Source organism: Corynebacterium sp. ED61, from assembly GCF_015233855.1.
In the GTDB taxonomy this organism is placed as follows: domain Bacteria; phylum Actinomycetota; class Actinomycetes; order Mycobacteriales; family Mycobacteriaceae; genus Corynebacterium; species Corynebacterium dentalis.
Window position 1 is genome coordinate 1 of sequence record NZ_JADGIT010000012.1, and the last position, 20,465, is coordinate 20,465.

26 protein-coding genes are annotated in these 20,465 nt (G+C 60.7%); 13 read left to right on the plus strand and 13 right to left on the minus strand.

Going from position 1 to position 20,465, the window contains the following annotated elements:
* On the minus strand, positions 1-1,925 hold a 1,925-nt coding region (locus IM764_RS10045; protein WP_194187730.1), incomplete at its 3' end, for an N-6 DNA methylase.
* A gap of 129 nt (positions 1,926-2,054) precedes the next feature.
* Here IM764_RS10045 and IM764_RS10050 point away from each other — a divergent pair.
* A complete protein-coding gene (locus IM764_RS10050) occupies positions 2,055-2,684 on the plus strand; it encodes a hypothetical protein (RefSeq protein WP_099299331.1) in 630 nt (209 codons plus the stop codon).
* 15 nt (positions 2,685-2,699) lie between these two features.
* Positions 2,700-2,915 carry a hypothetical protein gene (locus IM764_RS10055; RefSeq protein ID WP_099299330.1) on the plus strand — a complete coding sequence of 72 codons (216 nt, stop codon included), beginning with the start codon at positions 2,700-2,702 and terminating at the stop codon, positions 2,913-2,915.
* Here IM764_RS10055 and IM764_RS10590 read toward each other — a convergent pair.
* The 6 genes from IM764_RS10590 to IM764_RS10085 form a co-directional block, all read right to left on the minus strand.
* Entirely contained in the window at positions 2,887-3,126 is a 240-nt protein-coding gene (locus IM764_RS10590; RefSeq protein ID WP_370551587.1) for a helix-turn-helix domain-containing protein, read from the minus strand. The genes IM764_RS10055 and IM764_RS10590 overlap by 29 nt on opposite strands.
* Positions 3,084-3,581, minus strand: a complete 498-nt coding sequence (locus IM764_RS10065; protein ID WP_228073777.1) for a type IIL restriction-modification enzyme MmeI — start codon at positions 3,579-3,581, stop codon at positions 3,084-3,086. The genes IM764_RS10590 and IM764_RS10065 overlap by 43 nt, the downstream gene beginning before the upstream one ends.
* A 196-nt stretch (positions 3,582-3,777) precedes the next feature.
* On the minus strand, positions 3,778-4,440 hold the full coding sequence (locus IM764_RS10070; protein WP_143341791.1) for a hypothetical protein: 663 nt from the start codon (positions 4,438-4,440) through the stop codon (positions 3,778-3,780).
* A 294-nt stretch (positions 4,441-4,734) separates the two neighbouring features.
* Positions 4,735-6,222, minus strand: a complete 1,488-nt coding sequence (locus IM764_RS10075; RefSeq protein ID WP_099299328.1) for a HEPN domain-containing protein — start codon at positions 6,220-6,222, stop codon at positions 4,735-4,737.
* 303 nt (positions 6,223-6,525) lie between these two features.
* Positions 6,526-7,107, minus strand: a complete 582-nt coding sequence (locus IM764_RS10080) for a recombinase family protein (RefSeq protein ID WP_306345855.1) — start codon at positions 7,105-7,107, stop codon at positions 6,526-6,528.
* Between the two features lie 232 nt (positions 7,108-7,339).
* Positions 7,340-7,903: an AAA family ATPase gene (locus IM764_RS10085; protein WP_070434724.1), complete on the minus strand. Its 564-nt coding sequence runs from the start codon at positions 7,901-7,903 to the stop codon at positions 7,340-7,342.
* Between the two features lie 165 nt (positions 7,904-8,068).
* Between IM764_RS10085 and IM764_RS10410 the strand changes: the two genes are divergently transcribed.
* The 7 genes from IM764_RS10410 (at position 8,069) to IM764_RS10120 (ending at position 11,254) form a co-directional block, all read left to right on the plus strand.
* Complete coding sequence (locus tag IM764_RS10410; protein ID WP_228073762.1) at positions 8,069-8,434, plus strand: adenylyl-sulfate kinase; 366 nt, start codon at positions 8,069-8,071, stop codon at positions 8,432-8,434.
* A gap of 348 nt (positions 8,435-8,782) precedes the next feature.
* Positions 8,783-9,163, plus strand: a complete 381-nt coding sequence (locus IM764_RS10095) for a ParA family protein (protein ID WP_099299344.1) — start codon at positions 8,783-8,785, stop codon at positions 9,161-9,163.
* A 4-nt stretch (positions 9,164-9,167) separates the two neighbouring features.
* Entirely contained in the window at positions 9,168-9,545 is a 378-nt protein-coding gene (locus IM764_RS10100) for a hypothetical protein (RefSeq protein WP_070434721.1), read from the plus strand.
* Positions 9,546-9,560: 15 nt separating this feature from the next.
* Complete coding sequence (locus tag IM764_RS10105) at positions 9,561-9,764, plus strand: hypothetical protein (protein ID WP_070434720.1); 204 nt, start codon at positions 9,561-9,563, stop codon at positions 9,762-9,764.
* A 106-nt stretch (positions 9,765-9,870) separates the two neighbouring features.
* Positions 9,871-10,200: a DUF192 domain-containing protein gene (locus tag IM764_RS10595; protein ID WP_370551588.1), complete on the plus strand. Its 330-nt coding sequence runs from the start codon at positions 9,871-9,873 to the stop codon at positions 10,198-10,200.
* A 47-nt stretch (positions 10,201-10,247) separates the two neighbouring features.
* Positions 10,248-10,883 carry a GNAT family N-acetyltransferase gene (locus tag IM764_RS10115; RefSeq protein WP_194187731.1) on the plus strand — a complete coding sequence of 212 codons (636 nt, stop codon included), beginning with the start codon at positions 10,248-10,250 and terminating at the stop codon, positions 10,881-10,883.
* Between the two features lie 38 nt (positions 10,884-10,921).
* Complete coding sequence (locus IM764_RS10120; protein ID WP_046746590.1) at positions 10,922-11,254, plus strand: hypothetical protein; 333 nt, start codon at positions 10,922-10,924, stop codon at positions 11,252-11,254.
* A 23-nt stretch (positions 11,255-11,277) separates the two neighbouring features.
* Here the strand turns inward: IM764_RS10120 and IM764_RS10125 are convergent, their stop codons facing one another.
* The 6 genes from IM764_RS10125 to IM764_RS10150 all read right to left on the minus strand — a co-directional run bounded on the left by IM764_RS10125 (position 11,278) and on the right by IM764_RS10150 (position 15,446).
* Complete coding sequence (locus IM764_RS10125) at positions 11,278-11,595, minus strand: multidrug efflux SMR transporter (protein ID WP_046746591.1); 318 nt, start codon at positions 11,593-11,595, stop codon at positions 11,278-11,280.
* Positions 11,595-11,954, minus strand: a complete 360-nt coding sequence (locus IM764_RS10130; RefSeq protein ID WP_046746592.1) for a multidrug efflux SMR transporter — start codon at positions 11,952-11,954, stop codon at positions 11,595-11,597. Before IM764_RS10130 ends, IM764_RS10125 begins: the two co-directional genes overlap by 1 nt.
* The gene (locus IM764_RS10600; RefSeq protein ID WP_070434717.1) at positions 11,951-12,478 is read right to left on the minus strand and encodes a TetR/AcrR family transcriptional regulator; all 528 of its coding nucleotides are present in this window, start codon (positions 12,476-12,478) and stop codon (positions 11,951-11,953) included. The genes IM764_RS10130 and IM764_RS10600 overlap by 4 nt, the downstream gene beginning before the upstream one ends.
* A 151-nt stretch (positions 12,479-12,629) precedes the next feature.
* The gene (locus IM764_RS10140) at positions 12,630-13,439 is read right to left on the minus strand and encodes an AAA family ATPase (protein WP_070434716.1); all 810 of its coding nucleotides are present in this window, start codon (positions 13,437-13,439) and stop codon (positions 12,630-12,632) included.
* Entirely contained in the window at positions 13,436-14,824 is a 1,389-nt protein-coding gene (locus IM764_RS10145; protein WP_070434715.1) for a Mu transposase C-terminal domain-containing protein, read from the minus strand. Before IM764_RS10145 ends, IM764_RS10140 begins: the two co-directional genes overlap by 4 nt.
* Positions 14,825-14,831: 7 nt before the next feature.
* The gene (locus IM764_RS10150) at positions 14,832-15,446 is read right to left on the minus strand and encodes a recombinase family protein (protein ID WP_311196709.1); all 615 of its coding nucleotides are present in this window, start codon (positions 15,444-15,446) and stop codon (positions 14,832-14,834) included.
* 258 nt (positions 15,447-15,704) lie between these two features.
* Here IM764_RS10150 and IM764_RS10155 point away from each other — a divergent pair, with 258 nt between their 5' ends.
* The 4 genes from IM764_RS10155 to IM764_RS10170 all read left to right on the plus strand — a co-directional run bounded on the left by IM764_RS10155 (position 15,705) and on the right by IM764_RS10170 (position 20,326).
* A complete protein-coding gene (locus IM764_RS10155; RefSeq protein ID WP_228073766.1) occupies positions 15,705-16,316 on the plus strand; it encodes a recombinase family protein in 612 nt (203 codons plus the stop codon).
* A 35-nt stretch (positions 16,317-16,351) separates the two neighbouring features.
* Positions 16,352-17,773: a Mu transposase C-terminal domain-containing protein gene (locus IM764_RS10160; RefSeq protein WP_070434714.1), complete on the plus strand. Its 1,422-nt coding sequence runs from the start codon at positions 16,352-16,354 to the stop codon at positions 17,771-17,773.
* A complete protein-coding gene (locus tag IM764_RS10165; protein WP_070434713.1) occupies positions 17,770-18,585 on the plus strand; it encodes an AAA family ATPase in 816 nt (271 codons plus the stop codon). The genes IM764_RS10160 and IM764_RS10165 overlap by 4 nt, the downstream gene beginning before the upstream one ends.
* Before the next feature lie 235 nt (positions 18,586-18,820).
* On the plus strand, positions 18,821-20,326 hold the full coding sequence (locus tag IM764_RS10170; protein WP_011113060.1) for an ABC-F family ATP-binding cassette domain-containing protein: 1,506 nt from the start codon (positions 18,821-18,823) through the stop codon (positions 20,324-20,326).
* The last annotated feature ends 139 nt before the right edge of the window (positions 20,327-20,465 follow it).

Genomic DNA, 20,465 nt, shown 5'->3' on the forward strand with positions numbered 1-20,465 from the left:
GCATGTTCCAGATTTTCCCATCTACTCAGACGGAACAAAACCTGGGGCACTTCAAGGTACTTCTCAACCGCACGCACGATGAATAGCCCCACAAGGTCTTGGTGAGTAGCAACTTTGGCACCATGCCAGAGATTGCGAGCTTCAGAGAAGCGCTTGAACTGTTGCTGCATGTCTTCGGTCATATACCGGTAGGCAACCCACGGCGGATTGCCTACGAGAACATCCATGCGGCGATTTTTCATAGATAGCCACAAGGGGCGCACCTGGTTACGTACGTAGTATCCCCAGATCGAGTCTCTCCCTTGAGCATTGAGGCTGCACAGTAGATTAAACGTCTCACGCAAGGTATCCCGATCTGGGTCACTGGTAATGCCATAGTTCGACAAGATGGACTCAACGCTAGGTTTTTTCTCTTGCTGGGAACGGTCAGTGTAGGTTTTTGCTTTTGCGGTCATGTCGGAGACCAGGCGATCAAAAGTGCCAGGATCTTCAATGCTTGACAGGGGGAAAGCAAGAACGTGTCCGATATGAAACAGTGCATCGTCGGCGGTCGTTGGCGTCGTGAGGTCGACGCCGTCTGTGTTGATCGTGATCTGGCTTTCATCATGATTCGCCGATTGGTACCACTGGATAGAGTCACCCAAATGAATAGGCACCCATACATCCTCGCGATCTTCTGCCAAGCGTGAACCTAACGCCAGCAGATAAGTAATACGTGCCAGGGACACAGAGACAGGGTGAATATCCAGACCAAATACGTGTTCTTGAATGTGGTTCAGGATTGTTTGGTTATCCCATTCGGCTTGGTCTGCAGCCTTAATGATGCGGCGAACCAAGTGGTAAATAAAGGTGCCGGAACCGCAAGCCGGGTCAAGGGCTCGCTGTTCCAGTGGCTTCGTTAGTGTCTTTTCTACAATGCCTTCGGCGAGCCAATCGGGTGTGTAGTACTCTCCTGCTCCCTTGCGGGCCTCTGCGCTGATAATTGATTCGTAGAGGACTTTCAACACATCATGCTGGGTTTTTGACCAGTCAAACATAGTGATGCGGCGGATGATCTGTCGGACAAATTTCTCTCCATTCGACACGGAGAGAACCCAGTCGAAGAAGTCTGCCTCTACAGCGTTGTAGATACCAGCATCGCGAAAAGAGTCACCCGTGAGCATGGCTCGTGGGTCTTTCAACAATTCTGCAGGTTCAATACCCATTACGGCATGACCAATGGCGGCTGCTTCAATGGACAACATTGTGTGGTCAAGGAATAGCTTTTCTTGGTCCTCGAATCCTGTTCCCAATGCTGATCTCAGCAAGCGCGCCCACAATTCACGTTTGAGTCTCGTGGTGGGATCGTCTTCTATCGAATGGTAAAGACTGCTCAAGAACGCGCGGTCCTGAGCGTAACCAGGCGAAGTTGCTCCCAGAATGTCCTCAATTGCATCAGGAGAAGGGGTCACACCAGCAGGCATGGCCAGCACCGCTTGTAGCCAACCCACGAGCTCATCAGCCTTGGCCGGATTAGTTAGCTCAAAAGTCGAGAGACGGGGAAATTCCCCAGTCTTAGGATCTTGCTCGAAGAGCCACCAATTTCGCCCATCCGAAAGAATGCCGTTGTACCGCGAGCCAGTCTGCATCATGCGAGTCTCGACATAACCCTGCAGTTGCACTATGTACTCGTTCGCCTCTGCCTGTGTAATCAGGCGTCTTTTTACCTCGATAACGGTTGCGCCCAAGGCAATATCAATCCTGCGCTTGGAGCCATCTGCCAACTGATCCTCCAGCTTGAGAACCGTACTTGCCTGCTCTCCAGAAGGGATTAGGTTCGGCGCAGAGAGCAGCAACATCTTAATGTCCGACTGAATATCGGCTTCTGTCCTCCCTGCGGAATCTTGCTGAGTTAAGCGCTGGATCAGATCTGAATCAAAGTGCATATTCTTAGCGTATCGGCATGGATTGCCTTAGAACTTGCTTTGCCTACTTGTGCCATCCAAAGCGTGCGCATATTTACCCTCGATCATGCACCCCTGGCCTGCGGCCCCCATTTCAGGAAGACTTCCCCCATGGACACAACCACACAACGTCGAAACCTCATCGCCTTCTACTTCGGCACAAAAGTCGCAACCGCCGACGTCACCAGTGAACAAGCCATCCTTGGCGCCTCCCGGAGGGCCTACGCGGATCTGCAGCGCACGCTGCGAGGCATAGGCACCCACCCCGACCGCGACATCCTCAAACAGAAGACCCACAAGTCCATCATGATGTTCGTCGATGATCTCGCCACCATCAACTCGCAGGAGGAATTCGATCGGGCACACAAGCAATGGTGCGAGAAAACCGTCGCGGAGTTCGAACAGCGCATCCATCCCACCCGGCCTGGTTTCAAATTCCACTACGGCCAGGCCCAGAAGTGGCTGAACATGACATTGAAATACCTGGCGGTGCTGGACCACCCCGATGCGCAGAGGGTTTACCCCTACCTGCACGTGCCCGTGGACCTATACGTCTACAACGAAGCCTCCAGAGAAGGGATCAAACGCCTAACCGCCTGGTCAACACTCGGCCCAGAGAAGTACATCGCCTATCAGGAGAGCCTGAGGGAAATGGTGAAAGCCAAAGGAAAGTACTCCTGCCCCCTCGATTGGGAGGCTGACGTGTGGGTCACTAGAGGCAGCGCCACCCCATCCCCATAAGGAAAGGGCCTTGGAATGACCAATCTGTTTGACCCCGTAGGCTTCCCCGACTCCTTCCCCAACTACGAAGCCTTCGACAATTTTTTCGTCGAACGGAGCGTAAAAAGCATCTCGAGCGGCCTCAGAAGAGGAAGCGGATATCTCATGATCGACTGGAAGGACAATCAGGCCTACTGCAAAGAACACATGTTCAACGGGTCCTTCATAAAGTTGGAGCCCGAATACTGGTGACCCCGCAGAGCCCTTTAAGAACAGGAGCGAGCGTAGAGGCGGGGAGAGCCGGTGACTCGCTGGATTCTCCCTTTACAGTCACCTCACTGTCCCCTCCGAGATATTTGTAGAGTGTGGTCCGTCCGATCCCGAGCCGACGGGCCACCTCAGCCTTCGGTATTCCATCGGCTACCCACTGACGAGCCTGGGCCACCTGGGCTCCAGTAAGCACTTTCGCCCGTCCCTTGTCGACCCCGCGCGCTGTGGCGCGGACGTTCCCCTCGGCCTGACGCTCCTTAATGATGGAGCGCTCAAATTCGGCCACTCGTGCTGTTCAATCGAACCGCCCGCGAGATAATCCAGGGCTTGAGAAAACGCGGCGTCGAGGTCGCGCCCCAGCGATTTCGCCTCACCGAGTACGACACCTGACCAGAACAAGTCGATGTAGCCCGTGTTGCCCGTGGAGGCCCGCGCGGCGTCGCGTTCAAACAAGTCGATGCGCTCGGGGATCACGCCGAAGCTGCGCAGGAGATCAGACCAGAACTGTTGAGCATGGGACTTTTCTGTGTGGCGCTTGCCGGTGGATTTCCACTCATCAATCCGGGGTCGCCAGTGGGACACCAGCGAGGTGAGGTTTTTCCGAATGTCGCCACGATCCAGGGCGGCTACAGCATACGAGGAAGTCACACGCTCAACACTACGGTGATGCTCACCCGTGACCTGTCACATGCACGCACACTCCCGACTCACGACGTCGCACCCTTGTGCGTTCCGACTACCCCGAAAATCCCCGCCGTGGCACGACTGCGCTAACGCGCCCAGAAGCCACACACCTCTTGCATCATTACCCAATGTGTTTCGTTGGTACGAAACAAAGGGGTCGCTACCGGCCTGAGACCACGCCCTGCTCGGGGTGTTCCCGGCACCACTGGCGGGCTTGCTGACGGGTCCAGTCGGCAGGCACGCGGAAGTCTTTCCCGTGCACCGACACCGTCTTATACCCCGCTCCGGCCACAGCCTGTGGCGAGCCGTTCGCACCAGGCGACAGGGAGCTTGTGCCCGGTTCCAGCGCTTCCTGGAGCTGACGGGTCAGCCTCTCATTAGCGCGAGTCAATGACTCCACGCGGTGTTGTAAGCGAGCTAGTTCCAATCTTTTCAGTGGATCCACCGCGGGCATCCGGGACAGGCGCTCACGCTCTTGCCGGGAGATCACCACCTGATCCGTGACTGCGTTCTCCAGTCCGTAGCGCAACCCGTCTTGTTGCTCGCGCGTCCACTCCATGCCGCGTAGTACTGCCGAGAGGCGACGCGGATGCCCCTCCAACCATCGCACCACCGCATCCACATCCAAGCGCGCTTCTACCTCCACCACGCGCTCGACAACCTCAGTCGCCACCGCTCCTGTGCGTGCTGCGCGACGGGCCTCATAGGCTCGGTTGCGGCACGTCTGACTGCAATAGCGAGGACGCCGACCGGTGCCGCGATACGACAATTCAGCCCCACATTCCACGCACTCCAACGCTGTGGTTGAACGAGTGTCAGTCATAGTCAGTAAGCCTACCCATTTCGTCACAACGATAAACTGCAGATTGATCTGCCAATGGTGTGACTGACTTTTCTCCCTGCTTTTTTCGGCAAACCGACAGGGGTCCCGCCGCCACAGCAGCAAGAGTTGGCACGCTTTCGGCGCCGAAAGTTAGCCCATGTCCGATATCCAGACGTTATGACAAGTAGTCGGTTCCGAGCTGCAGGGAATCCAGAACTCGCCCCCTGCCTTTCCGCTGCGCCAAGCGCGGCAGACGCGTTGCGGTGTGCGAATCGATTCCATGGCCGGTAAGAATCAGCCGAAAATGTACGGCAGCTGGTCGTTCCAGCTTCGTACCGCGGTCTCATATCGCTCGCTGCGCTGCGCTGCAGCGTCAAGCTGCTCTGGCGCAACGCCAGCCTCGAGAAGGAGCCTGAACGTCAGAACCCACCGCAGCGACTGGTTGAGTGCATGGACATCAAGGATGTCTGCGGTATGCCCAGATTCCTCCTCACCCAGACCGTGGGCGCCAGCAACACGTTGGGCACGCACAGCCTCTTTCCACCGGCTGATTCTCCCAACGGCGGACGGCACTGCCTTGGCAACGGGCTCAGCGATTTCTCTGAGCCGCTGGGGGTATGACTTGTCGGCCCACCATGTCCTTAACGCGTCTTCCAAGCTCGTCTTGACCGGTTCCCCAACCTCCGAGTTACGCAGCGCTTCAACCGCTTGCCCGACTTGCTCCTCGTCGAAGCGCTTCGCATTCGGGTAAAGCCGACGGTGAAGCATTTCAGCGGCGGTCGCGAGCGTGAGCGCCTCGGTCTCAACGGTGGCCAACTCACCGCTCCACGCAGCAGCGAGGATCTGAGGGACTGGAGAAACCCGCGGCGCCAGGTCCAACCAGCGAGGTAGGAACTCATCACCGACGTCGCGGCGATACAAAAAGAGCTCACCAGAACTTCTTGGCGCCTCCGAATGGACCTGAAGCCCCAGCACGTTCACGCGAACGTCCCCCTCAGCTAACCCAAGCCTTCGTACTGAGCTTTCAGCTCCAGACAGCAGCGTCATCAAACTCGCGATCGGTGTCGCGACCTGAGAAAGGGCGTCGGTTAGGACCAGACCGCCGTCAATATTGAACACCGCGGCGGTGTTCGTCGTGACTTTAAAGCCGTCAGAGGCCGGTGGCGAGATCGTCGCCGACGGTTTTAAGCGGACCTGCCCCGGCGGTCTGATTAGGGATGCTTGCGGCGCGTCAGGGAGCTCAACAGAAAATGTGCGCGGGCCGCGCCCCTTCGCGGGAATGATGTGCTTCGTCGTCGGAATCCCGGCCCAGTCGTGGAGGTTCGTGACCTCCGCCTGGATCTCACTGAACCGCTGAGCTTCGTCGGGGATGTGGTCGCCGACAAGACACCAATCTGTTCGCATCTCCTGGTTTCCCGGAGCCTCCTCGTCAGGCATCGCGAAGCCCAAGGAGCGCCGGTGGGTCGTGCGCACACCCCAAAGGGTCACCGCACTCGGGTTCACCGCCAGCGAACCTAGAACTGAGAAGCGTGCCGGCTCCGAGTCGTTAGGGCTCCCGACCCAGCCTCCGTTTGGCTGTTCAGTCCACTTCACCGACGGAGTAAATCCGGGGCTCACCTCAAGGCTGGCGCGGTTCCCACTAAACCGCAGTACGCCGGTCTGCTGAGGGCTGTGAAACTCGCCACCCGAGTCAACGACTTGAAACTGACCGATGGACTCGGCCATCGGGTCGGGGAACTTGTCTAACGCCACGAACAGAATCGTATCGGGTTCAGAATCCATCGACGTTTAGTGGGTGTCGCATTTGACGATCCCCTAACGCGACACCGGCAATGCGTCTCGGAGACCGTACCACCCCTGCGTGCCGCCGTTGCATCTACGTGTAGCGCAAAGAGCGAGCGCAAATTAGGGGTATATGCAACACTGGCGGGGTGAAGATCGGGCATGGACGCGTGTCGACCGCGGAGCTCGGCCGGTTCTTCGGGCTGCACCGTACGTCGGTCTACCGGTACTTGAACGAGGCCAAATCCTGACTAGCTGCACTTCAATTCTGACCCGCTCTTATAGAAGAGCACCTCAACCTCATCATGCCTTTGTTGAATGCCCGACTTTAATGTACTCATACAACGTAGTGCGCCCCACCCCAAGACGCCGAGCAACCTCCGCTTTCGGTACACCAGCATCCACCCACTCGCGCGCCTGAACCACTTGCTCGTCGGTAAGCGCACGAGCGCGCCCCTTGTACACGCCGCGTTCTTTTGCCCTGGCAATTCCTTCTGCCTGGCGCTCACGAATAATAGAGCGTTCAAACTCTGCCACCGAACCCAGCAATCCCAACATCAACTTGGCAATCGGGGTGGAGTCCTCCGAGTAAATCTGCCCCTCTTTGAGGAATTTCACCGACACCCCTTTGCTGACTAACTCGTCAACAATGGCATACAGATCCGTTAGGGAACGCGCGCACCGATCCATCGACGTGACCACAAGCTGATCCCCCGCGCGGACATACCGCATCGCCTCGTCAAGGCCAGGGCGCTCACGCGATCCGCCGCTAGCCTTATCTGTGTAATAGGTGAATACCTTCTCCGCCTTGAGCTGTTCAATCTGGCGTTCAAGATTCTGGTCTTTCGAACTCACCCGGGCATAGCCCACCTTCTGCCCCGAGATCGCGCCTAGCTGTTCAGTGATCTCTAGAGGTAGTGACGGTTCTGTTCCGTTAGTCATGGAACCAACCCTAGCGAACAGGAAGTCTTGTGTGTGAATGTGATCGATATATGGCGTGATTCTGTGGTCGCTCTGTGGCGTGCAGGGCCCAACTCCGCACCTAAAGCTGTCGTCTCAAACCGGGTCACGTTACACAGAGGGACATAAGGTTTTGTATCCGATCGTGACCTGCCCCTCACACAGCTTCAGGGTCGGGAGGGAACGCCACCGCCCTGATAGCTGCGACCGTCTGCTCCTGGGTCAACGAGGAAACGTCGATGTTGGTAAACGCACGTCGGAGCCATGCTGCCTGTTGAAAGACTGGGAATTTGTTCAGCCTCCATCGCAGAGCACCAGACTCTTCAGTGTCCTCTTCTGCGCGGCGTCGGTGTTCTACTGGATCGATGTTCAGTACCACAGGCGTGAGTCGGACCGATGGATCAAGGTCGGACGTAATCTCCGACCAGTAGTCCTCCACCATCACAGTCTGGGGAACAACGATGGTCACGGGGCTGCCCTCCGGCAACTCCCGGAGGACAGCGTTGAGCGTGGTAGCCACAAGCTTTCTCCATGCGGGCCATTCCTGGAAGTCGTGGACGGGCACCACCGGCTGAAGAACAGGCCTTAGAAGAGCCCCGACCTCTTCAGGGTCAACGATCACCACACCGGGAACTTTTCGTGCCAACAACTTCGCTGCCGTCGTCTTGCCCGAACCGAACGCACCGTTGATCCATATGACGTGTGGCTGAGTCTGCTGCATGCGGGCAGTTTACCTTTCGATACCCGCTGCCTCACTCGAAGTGGCCTACTGCCACACACACGAGAAGGTCATGACATCACTAGGCGGCGAAACCGTTGATCAGCGCCTCGACGGTGGGCAAGCCGCTGATAGCCCTCCGACATCAGGACATGTCATCATGAGGCCATGAACAGCACGCATATGCTTCTGATCGGCGGGCGATCCGGTGTAGGAAAATCAACCGTGGCCTTCGCCCTTCATGACCTCCTGTCTGCACGCGGAGTCAAGCACGTCGTCATCGAGGGCGATGCGCTCGACCTCGCGTACCCTGCACCGTGGGAGCAGCAGATGGCAGAGCGAAACCCGACATCGCACAGCAATCGAACCGCTGACTCGGCGATTTCGTTTACGTTCGGCGTGCAGTTGCTCCGCCTGGCGCATGTTCTGCAGGCTAAGGACAGTGCATCTCAGGAATCATGCTGCGAACCGACCCACATCAGAGCGATGTTGCTACGGGGTGAGACATCGGGACAGCGCGTGGCCCTCCAATGAGCAAAGTGCCTGGTAGTCGACTGCATTCCCCCGAGCAGACCCCAGCTACGAAGGTAGACGACGGGTAGTCGCCTGGGCGTGTAGCTCGATGCTCGTGTGGCCGCCCTGTGGCCAAGCAAAAAAGGAACCGGCCCTGAGATCTAATCTCAGCGCCGGTGTCCTGTAACTGCGGGTACTGTCCCGCTATATGGGCTAAACAGTACCGCTCCCCCGAACGAAAGGCAAGTATCCAGTGCCCAGGCTGACATATTGTGCCGCCAGGCAGATCGAGCACGCCATCCCGACCGCCCGATTCCAGACCTACAGGCAGGCCACGGGAGACGTCGTCGAGGCGGCACGGCTCTACCTGTGGAACATCCAGGCCGCGAGCGCGTTGATGACGAGCTGGTCGAGGTTACGCAGACGAAGCTCTGGAGCGCGAACGGGCTCGCCAAGCTTCTCGACACCATCACGCAGGTGCAGAACAGCTACAACCCCCGGCTGCGCGTTGGCGGCGTCGTTCTCAACCAGCACGAGTCCCGCACGGTCGGAGGCGGCCACTGGGCGAGCGAAATCGAGGCGGCCGCCGAGGCGCGCGGCCTCTCGCTGCTCACCCCGCCTGTTCCAAAGCGGCAGTCAATCTCGGATGCGACTGAGGAAGGGCTCGGGCTCGACGAGGGTGGCCCGGACTGGCGCGAGCTCGCAGCGATCTACGACGGATACCTCAACCAGCTCACCGGAAGGAACTAAGAACATGGCCACGAAGCGAAGCGAACGCCGCACGTCCGCGCTCAGCGGGCAGACGCCCGTCAACACCCAGGCAGTGCCGGCAGCGCAGCCGACACCGACCCCGGCTGCGGAAGCGCCGGCAGCATCGACGCCGAGCGGGGGAGAGGGAGCGAGCAAGCTCACCCGCCCGAAGATGACCTACTACGCGGACAGCGACCAGAGCGGCCGCATCCGCGCCGCGTACTTCGCTGGTCGGGATAAGTACCGCTGGCGGAACATGACCGACATGCAGCTGCACGGCGTCATGGGCCTCGTCGAGGACCTGGAGCGTGAATTCAACGGGGGCAAGCACTTCGAGCTGATGCCCCCCGGCACCGGCCCCGTGGGCCGGCCGCTGGAATGACGAAAGCGAACCGCAATGTTTGAGAACCTGAACAACATCATCCAGTGGGTTGCGATCGTGGCTGCCGTCGCGTCCGTGATCCTTGTCATCTACTCCTTCGCCACGAGAAGCGTTATGGAACCCAAGACGGGAAGCCTCGTCATTGGCATCGTTGGCTTCATCGCTGCGGGCCTGATCTTCGTCCTGTCCGGCGGAGTGGTCACCTTCCAAGCGGCATAGTTCCGTGCACCGTACGTTCAGAGCGGCGGCGGCGGCCGCCGTTCTCACAGCGATACTCGCCGGATGCTCAGCGGGCGTCGACGAGCTGCGCGTGACCATCGACGGGGTGACGGTCACCGCCGAGCAAGCAACCAGCACCGAGGCGCAGCGCCAAGGGCTCAGCGGGCGCGACAGCGTGCCGGAGGGCACCGGCATGTGGTTCCCGCTCGAGCACGCACAGCGCACGGAGGTGTGGATGCAGGACACCCGTGTGCCGCTCGACGTCGTGTGGATCCGCGACGGGCGCGTGACGGGCGTTGTGACGCTCCAGCCGTGTTCGACGGACCCATGCCCCCGTGAGGCGTCCCCGGGTGTCGTAGACGCGATTCTTGAGGCCCCGGCTGGCACATTCAGCCATGTGTCGCCAGAGACAACCGTGCAGGTAGAGAGCGAGTAGGACAGATGGGCGTAGGACGGATTGACACCCCGCAGGCCAGGCAGATTGTGCAGACCGTCGCGGCGCAGCTCATCATCGGCTATGCGCCCCCGCATATGGTGGCGGCCGACGACCGGCGAAGAGCGGCGCAGCTCCGGAGGATCTTCGGAGACGACACCCACCCTGAGCCGAGCATCATCATCGGTGCGAGTGATGACCGGGGGATGATGCTGGGCGGCGCCGTGGTCGAGCCGTTCGTGTCCGACGAGCTGATATCGAAAGAGCCCGACGCCGCGCGGCAGTTCGCAACAACACACCGAATCCTCGCCGCCCTCTTCGTGCTGCCTGAGGCCCGCGGGTCCGGTATCGGCCGAGAGCTGCTTTCAGAGGCCGCGTACTGGGCTCTTCCTCATGGTGGCCGCTACCTCGACGGGTTCGTGGACGACCGGAATAATAGCGCGGACTTCTACCGCAGGTCCGGCGCGACCGTTGTCGGTCACAACACGGGACTCCCCGCACGGCGTCCCACCAACAGCGAGCTGAGCCATTACCCGGGCATTGACGGAACATGGTTTTACGTCGACGCATGGCGAATGCACCAGGGCAAGATCAACTGCGCGCGGTGCCGCGACGTGTTCGAGTTCGTCGACGAGGACGGCGGCTACCTCCTATGCCCCAACTGCGGGACGCCCGAGGCGAAGTAGCCACGCTCGACGTCTGATGTTCCCGTAACGATGTCACAGTGGGAACGAACAAGCGCTACCCGCATCTGCCGGCGCAGAGGGGCGAAGAGCGAGAGCTGCGCGAGGCGCGCAAGCGCGGGCCGCTGCGCACCCTCGATTCCCTCCAGCTTCGATTGCATGCGCAGCCGCTCACCATCGTTCCCGAGCAGATGACGATATGGGGTCACGCCTGGCTCCAGTTCGGGGATACGAACGTCCGGTGCGTCGTCCAGGTGAAACGTTGGACGGCCGACGCCGTGGGCGTCCAGGTGACGATCGACGGCGACAAGCTGCGGTGCTGGGTATGGCAGGGAGCATGTCAGCGAATCTCTGACCCGACCGACGTTTGGTAGCCCCGCTGTAAACGATCGCCGGGTTAGTGGACGGCTCCGAGTTCAATGCAGAGAACGCCACCGACGATGAGGACGATGCCGAGGCCCATCAGCCAGGTGAAGGGCTCTTTGAAGAGGAACTTGCTGAGGATGGCGGTGAGTGCGACGCCGGATGCGGCCCAGATGCCGTAGGCGACGCCGAGCGCCATGCCGCCGGCGAGGGCGAGGCTGAGCATGGTGAATGCGAGGACGTAGCCCACCGCCACGCCGACGTACCAGCGCTTCTTGTCGACGGCCATACGCAGGGAGAGCGTGCCGACGACCTCGAAGATGATTGCGCCGATGAGGAACAGCCAGACCATCACGCGACCTCTGCCTTCTTCTTGTGACCGGCCTGTGCGCCGAGTTCGACGCAGAGCACTCCGGCGATGACGACGACGATGCCGATGCCCATCAAGAGCGTGAGCGGTTCGCCGAAGATGATGAGGGAGAGGAGCGCCGTGAGTGCGACCCCGGAGGCTCCCCAGATGCCGTATGCGACGCCGAGGGCCATGCCGGTGCGCAGCACGAGGCTGAGGAACACGAAGGCGCCGATGTAGCCGGCTGCGACGAGTGCATAGAGGGCGGGTGCGTCGAGCGCCCCCTTGAGGGATAGTGAGCCGGTGACCTCTGCGGCGATCGCGCCGATGAGGAACAGCCAGCCTTTGGCTTTGTTGGTCACTGGGGGTCTCCTTCATTCACGAGTTGCAGGGCGATCGCGCGCAGGACGGATCGTTCGTCGTCGCGGACGGTGGGGATGCCGAGAGCAGCGTTGAACCATGCGCCGTCGGCCAGCAGGCGGGCGGCTCGAAGTGATGCGCGGCTCGCCGGGTCAGTGTCGATGTCGCTGCCGAGCCACGGGGTGAGGCGTTCCGCCCACAGAGCAGACAACCGCTCCCGCAGGTTCACGTCCGCGAGCAGGGCGAGATCGCTGGAGTCGAAGTCGCCATTGAGTGCGTAGTCGACGTACGCGCGCAGCTTGTCGATCGGCTCGGCATCCGTCGAGGCCCGAGTATGCAGATCCGCTTCCCAGCGGTCGATGATGCGGTTCACGACTGCGACAGTGAGAACTTCTTTCGTGCCGAAATGGTGGACCACCCCGGGCTTCGTCAACCCCGCCTCGCGAGCGACTGCATCGAGGGCGAGGGCATCGCCGCGGCGAAGGACTTCAACTGCGTGATCGAGAAGTTCGATTTTGGTTGGCACATTTCAAATATACCTACCATACGTATGGTAAGTCAACTTAGCTGCGGGCTCAGCCGTAAACGATCGTTTTCGGCGGCCTCGTCGACGTCGACGACCAGGTGTGAATGTTGACGCTCTTTGGCGGTGTTCTTGCGTTGTTGTTTGGCGGTGGCTATCCGATGACGAGGACGCTGGCGGCGGCTTCGACGACGTCGTCGGTGATGGTCTCGAGTTCGTTGATCTTGAGCACTCGTGCGATTTGGGGGAAGAGGCGTTCGAGGAGGCGGAAGTTGCCGCGAGTGATGCGTTCGATCGCGGCGATGGCTTGCGCGTCGGTGAAGTCGTCGGGGTCGAGGGTGCGGCCCAGTCGCTTCCAGCGACGTTCGAGGACGAAGAGGAGTTCGTCGCGGCCGAGGTTGCGGTAGCGGTGGGAGAACCCGAGGCGGCTGTAGAGCTGGGGGTAGTGCCGGAATCGTTGGTCGATGCCGGGCATGCCGATCAGGATGATCGCGGTGTGCTCACGGTCGTGCCGGTCTCGGAGGACTTCCAGGGCCGTGGGCGTGAGGCGTTCGGCCTCGTCGATGATGAGCAGCTCGACCCGCTTGCCCATGTTGTAGCGGCCGTGAGTCCCCGTAACTTTGCCGGTGGCGCGCAGGTGCTCATCGATGCAGATGCCCAGCCTGGTCTGCAGGTGGTCGATCTCATGGACGAGCTGCGCCGGCTTGGGGAGGACCGGTGGCGTGTAGAACAGGGTCCGGGATCGGTTCGCGGTGGCGTAATGCTCTGTGTCGGTCTCGCTCCGCGGTCCCCACTCGGTGATGAAGGGTTCCAGGGTGTCCCAGTGGGCGTATCGGCGGCCGGATTGCGTCTTGCCGACGCCGGCATCGCCGTGGCAGATGCCGATCGTGCGTTCCTTGCGGACGGCGTTGGCGAATTCGATGAAGCGGCGGTGTTCTTTCGTGACGATGAAGTCGCGGCTCATGGCTCGTCCTCTTCGTAGGTGCGTAGTCTCACCTGGCGTGGTGTCCGCGGCTCGGTTCGCGGCTCGTCACGGACGGCTGTCTGGGGGATGCGTTCGTTGATCTGTTGACGCAGCCGCCGACGGCGGGCGCGTCGGGCGGTCTCGATGTCGCGCAGGGAGAGTCGCTGGTTGGGGTGTGCTTCGTCGATCGCGATGCAGATGTGCGTGTCGTGGTCGTAGACGCGGATCTCGGACACGTCGCGCGGGTCGTACCTGATTGTCACGCTGCGTCCGACGAACGGCGCGAGTGTGGGTGAGAGGTACCGCTGGCCTTGGAAGTGGATGCCATCGCGTTGGACGACGCGGTTCTTCGGCAGGGTCAGCAGCAGCCCGTCGAGCTGGTCGAGGCTGTCGGGCATCCGCGGCAACCAGCCGTCACCGATCCAGGCCTCCTTCGGGCTGGCGCCGATCTCGCTGTGGGGGCGCTCGTTGTACTCGGTGACGAACCGGCCGATGGCCTGATCGAGGTCCGCGAGGCTGAGCTGCGGCTTCGGGGCTCGTGCCCGAGGGGTGAGGTGGCCGGGGAGGGTCGTGAGAAGTTCGGTGTTCACGGTGCCGAAGAATCGCTCGATCTTCCCGCGACCTTGCGGCCGGCCGACTGTCGAGTAGATCAGCCGGATCTTCAACGCCACCGCCGTGTACTCCAGATGCCTGCTGGTGAAGTCGCTGCCGTGGTCGACGTGGAGCACGTCGGGGAGACCGCACATCGCCCAAGCCGGGTTGGTCTTGCGCCAGATCGCCTGCCGCAATGCGAGCGCCGTGTTGATCGCCGAGGGCGCCCCTGTGAACACGGTGTACCCGCAGATCGCGCGCGAGTAGTCGTCGATCACGACCGTTAGCCAGGGGCGTTCCGGCTTCCCATCGGCGCCGACGATGAGGATGTCGAGTTCGGTGTGATCGGCCTGCCAGATCGCATTCGGTCGCTCGGCTCGGCGGCGGAACACTAGCTCGTGTCGGTCCCGGTACGCGGCTGGGCCGTCCAGCGCGAGGGTCACGAGTGCCGGGTCAAGGCGGTGCAGGATCGACCGGACCGTCGAATAGCTTGGACGGGCGCACCCGATGCGGTCGGCCTCGGCCATGGCGAGCCGGTGCAAGGCCGCCATCCCGGGACGCGGTTTGGTGAGTCCGAGCTGCTCAACGAACGCGACCAGGTCTGGGTCGGTGCGCCGGGTCCCCGCGTCCGCTCGCGCGCTCGGTTTCAGCCCGTCGATCCCCGCCACCGCGTAGTCATGGTTCCAGCGTTGAAGGGTGCGCAGACCGATTCCGGTCTCCCTGACCAGCGTGGCCAGGGGAATGTCATCCTCGACATGGAGACGCAGGATCCGCCACCGGGCCAGCGCGTCCATGGCACATCTAGTCGCCGACCGCTGCCGGGGTGCCGGTGGCGTGCTGATGACGGTAGAGCGTCGCTCTGGACCATCCGACCAGTCGGGCTGCGTCTTCGGCGGTGCGTCCCTTCGCGCGCGCGTCTCGCACGATCGCAAGCTTCTCCTTCACGACGCCCGGATCCACGGGTGGCCGGCCGAAGCGCGTGCCAGCCTGCTTCGCCGCGGCGATGCCGGCGTTGACTCGCTCGGTGATCAGTTCACGCTCGTACTCCGCCAGCGTCGCGAGCATGCCCAGCATCATCCGCCCGGACGAGGTCTCGGGGTCGATGCCATCCGAAATCGATCGAACCTTCACGTCCTTCTCGCGCAGCAGGTTCACCGTGTTCAGCACGTCGATGAGGGAGCGCCCGAGTCGGTCGATGCGCCAGACGACCACCGTGTCGCCGGGCTCCGCGTACTCCAGAAGTCTCTTCATCCCTGGCCGCTGCACCGCGGCACGGCTGCCCGAGGTCACGTCTGAGAAGACGTCCCTCGCCTCAACACCCGTCGCGCCCAGGGCGTCGAGTTGCAGGCGCGCGTCCTGACTGACGGTGCTCACGCGCGTGTACCCGAGAAGCCTCACCCGATCAGCATGCCTCACAAACTCCTGTCGCGCGACCCCGTGAGGCAGAGCGCGATGAGGCAACTTTTCGAGACGTTCTCAGCGCCCGAAATTGTGCGACGACGGCACCCTTTGACGCATCGCTCATCATGTCTCATTTAGCTAAAGGTTTACAAGACATCTACGGCGAACGCACTGAAACAGGGCGCTCCTGCGAGAATCGACCCGAAAACTGTCTCGTATACCTGTCTCACCGTAATGTGTTCCACCTTCTTCCAATCTGGGGTTTGGTGAGGCATGATGGTGGTCATGAGACTGTTGGGCTACACCCGGGTGTCCACCGTCGGTCAGGATCCGACTCTTCAACACGACGCCTTGGTCACCGCCGGGGTTCAGGACCGTGATGTCTTCAGCGATGTCACCTCCGGGGCGAAAAACGCTACTGAGCGTCCGGGGATGAAGAAGCTCCTCGCCTACGCTCAACCCGGTGACACGGTGGTGGTGTGGCGCATCGACCGGCTGGGCCGGTCCCTACTCGATGTACTCAACACGGTGAACCTGTTACGCGAACGAGACGTGAAAATCAAGTCCGTCTCCGACGGCATCGACCCGGAGACCTCCTCGGGCCGGTTGATGCTCGGCATGCTGGGCACCCTGGCTGAGTACGAACGAGAACTGATCACCGAACGCGTCAACGCCGGCATCGCCGCAGCAAAGTCCAACGGCACCCGCTTCGGCCGACCACCTGTGGATCCAGAGGTGGTCGACCGCAAACTCGCCATCGTCGCCGAGGAACGAGCCAAAGGCCGCAGTGCCGAAGACGCCGCGAGCATGGTCGGCTGGTCACGGGCGACACTGTACCGCCATCTGCAGGGCGCCAAACGACGACAGTCAGCACTGCCCGCCTGACACGGACACAATGACCAGCGCGTGAGGTGACGGTGATGGACGAGATGCAACGCTGGGAGATCCTCCGGCTCCACATCGAAGACGACATCACCCTGACCGACCTGGCACAGGCCACCGACATCAGCACCCGAACCCTATCCCGGTGGGTAGCCCGATACCGCGCCGACGGAATCCGCGGGCTACGCAACACCACACGATCCGACGCCGGAGCCCATCGCATATCCGCGGAACTCGTCGCCTACATCGAACACCTTGGTCTCACCAAGCCACGCCCATCGATCGCCGCCCTGCATCGCCTCGTGAGCTGTCGAGCACAACAACTATCGCTGAAACCACCCAGCTACGCCACCGTGCGCAGCATCATCCAAGCCCTTGACCCGGCGATGGTCACCCTCGCATTGGAGGGCCCGACGTCCTACCGAGATCGACACGAACTGGTCTACCGGCACCGGGCTGAACACCCCAACGCCATCTGGCAGGCCGATCACACCCAACTCGACATCCTCATCCAGAACCCGGACGGCACCCCGACTCGCCCCTGGCTCACCATCATCATCGACGACTACTCCCGGGCAGTGTGCGGCTACATGGTCACCACCACCGCACCCTCGGCAATGAACACCGCCCTGGCACTACGCCAGGCGATCTGGCGAAAAACAGACCCCACCTGGGCGATGTGCGGTATTCCCGACGTCCTCTACGTCGATCACGGCTCCGACTTCACCAGTGGCCATATCACGTACACCACGACAGCACTGAAGATCCGGATCATCCACTCGACCATCGCCCGTCCGCAGGGCCGCGGCAAGATCGAGCGGTTCTTCAGCACCGTCAACACCGAACTTCTCACCACCCTGCCCGGCCACCTCGCCCCCGGCGTCCGCAACCCACACCCCGTACTAGACCTGACGAGCCTGGATACCGCCGTCGGCGAGTTCATCAGCAGCTACAACCAGCGCACGCATTCTTCAATCAACACCAGCCCGAAAGCCGCGTGGATCGGGCAGGGGTGGATCCCCAGAATGCCGGAGAACCTTGAAGAACTCGACGGACTCCTGCTGCGGGTCTCCACCCACCGCCGAGTCCAGCGAGACGGCATCCACTTCCAAGGCCAGCGCTACATCAGCCCGACCCTGGCACCTTTTGTCGGCCATGACGTCACCATCCGCTACGACCCGCGGGATCTCTCCGAGATCCGGGTCTACGACCACGACACGTTGCTGTGCGTCGCTGTCGATGAAGACCACCCCAACCAGCGCTACAGCCTGGCCGATATCCAGGCCGCTCGTCGACGCCGACGGCGTCAACTACGTGCCGGGATCAACGAGCGCATCCCCATCCACGAGCCACGCCCATCAGACCTTGCCCCTGTGAACCCCGATGTGAGCGCCGAAGCGCCACGGCCGCGTGGTCGTACGTCTCGCCTGCGGACCTATGAAGAGGACCTGTCACCATGAACCGCGACTTCATCGTCACCAAAGAGCACCGCCGCTTCGTCGAGTTCGCCAACGCGATCCGCAAAGACGCCACCATCGGCATCTGCCACGGTGATGCAGGAGTCGGCAAAACACAGTCCGCCAGACGCTATGCCCACTGGGATGCTCTGGGCTCGTTCATTGACGACTGGGGTCCACGCAGTGAATCTGACCTGGCCATCTACGCGACGGCTCATCGGGCGCGCACCGTGTTCTACACCCCTGAGGTGCAACCGAAGTACCGGACGTTGATCCGTGACATCGAATTTTACCGGGGCAAACTCGACGTCTGCATCATGGAGCATCTGATGGCCACCGGACAGCGGGACAGGCTCCACATGCGCAGATCCAGTGGCGAGAAGCTCACCCAACTGATCATTATTGATGAGGCAGAACGTCTGCCTCCCACCGCCCTGGAGATGCTGCGCGACATCCACGATCGTGACGGTGTGGCGATCATGTTCATCGGCATGCCCGGTATTGACCAGCGCTTCCGGCACTACCCTCAGTTGTTCAGCCGGCTGGGGTTCTCGCATCGCTACCGTGCCCTGGGCAAAGACGAGCTGCTGTTCGTGCTGAACCGGCACTGGAGGCGCCTGGGTAGAGAATTGAACCCGGAGGATTTCACGGATGCGCAGGCCATCGCCGCGATCGAGCGGCTGACCCGCGGCAATTTCCGTGTGGTGGAGCGATTGTTCCCACAGATCAAGCGAGTGTTGAAGATCAACGAGTTGGAGACCATCACCGACGATGTGATTGAAGCTGCCGCCAGCACCCTGGTACTCGGCCACTGACCAGGTCAGTACGACACATAGTGATCAAAAAAGCAGGCCACATAGCGATCACATTCACAGTCTTGTGATTCACAAAGTGTTCGTCTGAGGTGTACTCCAGCAGACATCTATGCGCGCTTCTAAAGTTAGTGAGCATTGACGCACAGATTAGTTCGAGGTACAGTTCCACCCCATGAAGATCCGTTCCTAATTCGACGCTCACCTATTCATCGTTGACTCGAAGGCGGAACACGGCATGCCTATTTCTTTTGCCCACCTCTCTTTCACCTGGCCCGACGGCACTCCCTGTTTTTCGGATTTAAGCGCCACGTTCAGCGCATCTTTCACCGGCCTTGTCGGCGCTAATGGCTCAGGAAAATCGACCCTCGCTAAGGTGCTGGCCGGTATCTATCAACCCACTTCCGGCTCCGTGACGGCCCCTAAAATCGGCTACCTTGACCAAGATTTGGGGCTTAAAGTGACCGACACCATCGCAGACGTATTTAAGGCCCGCGAGATTTTAGATGCCCTAGCGGAGATCGAAGCGGGCAACTACTCCGAGGAACTCGCGGACATCGTTGCTGACAACTGGGATCTCAAGGAAAGGATCCAGGCCGCCCTTAGCGCGTCGGAGCTGAACTTTGCCCTTGATCGCAGTGTCGGCAGCTTGTCGGGAGGAGAGGCCGTCGCTGTGGCGCTGACAGCACTGTTTTTCACCCAACCAGAGATGATCATTCTTGATGAGCCCACGAACAATCTCGACGCCGCCGCCAGGGATCACCTCCTGCATATGATTGACGCTTCCCCGGCACCCATGGTGGTCATCTCGCATGATCGGGAGCTGCTTAACCACGCTGACGAAATAGCTGAGCTCTATCACGGCTCATTACGTATGTTTAGCGGAAACTTTGAGCACTACCATCAAACCATCGCCCACGAGCAGGAAACCGTGCGGGCGGAAGTAAGTGAGGCCAAAGCCTCCTACCGCAAGGAAGTTCGCCAACGTGCCGAGATGCAAACACGGCTCGCCCGTGACGCCCGCCGTGGAAAAAAGTTCGCTACCTCGAAACGCAAGCCCGGCATGGCCATGGGAAACGATAAGAACCGATCCCAGGTCTCGTCAGCCAAACGTGCCAGTGATGCCGCAGCCTCGGTGTCACAGGCTCGGGAAGGTTATGACTCTGCGCAGCTTATGTTGCGGGAGGACACTCATGTTCACATCGAGCTACCCGATACCAGCCTTCCCAATGCCACGCGCGTTCTGGGCAGCGGGCTGTTGACAATCGTCGGCCCCGAACGCGTCCGACTCGCCGGTGCCAATGGCTCGGGGAAAACCACGTTTCTCAACCGGATTGCCAGCGGCGACGTCGACTACGCACTGCCCTGCAGCTACCTACGTCAACGCATCACATTGCCGGCCGAAAAGAGTGTGTGGGAGCTGGTCACGGAAAGCAATCCACAGGCTGACCCGCAGCTTCTCCGCGACAAGCTGGCGCAGCTGTTGTTCCAGAATGACAGTGTCCACACACCGGTGGGACACCTTTCCGGAGGCGAGCGGTTCCGTGCCGAGTTCGCACGCGTACTGCTTACTTCCCCCGCACCGCAGTTCCTGCTACTTGATGAGCCGACAAACAACTTGGATATCCCCACCGCGGACTGGCTTGTCGACGTCCTCTCCGCTTACCACGGAGCGTTACTCGTAGTCAGCCACGATGAATACTTCTGTTCCCGCCTTTCACTGGATCGCACCATCGAGCTCTAAAAGCAATTCGCAATAGGTCAGTCGGCACACGAAAGCGGGCGTATGAACGACACCTCACAAATGTGCTCCGACAGCGCCTCTTTGAACCGTGTCATGACGACATCGTGATTCCCCACATCGTGTACTCCATCGTCCAGTA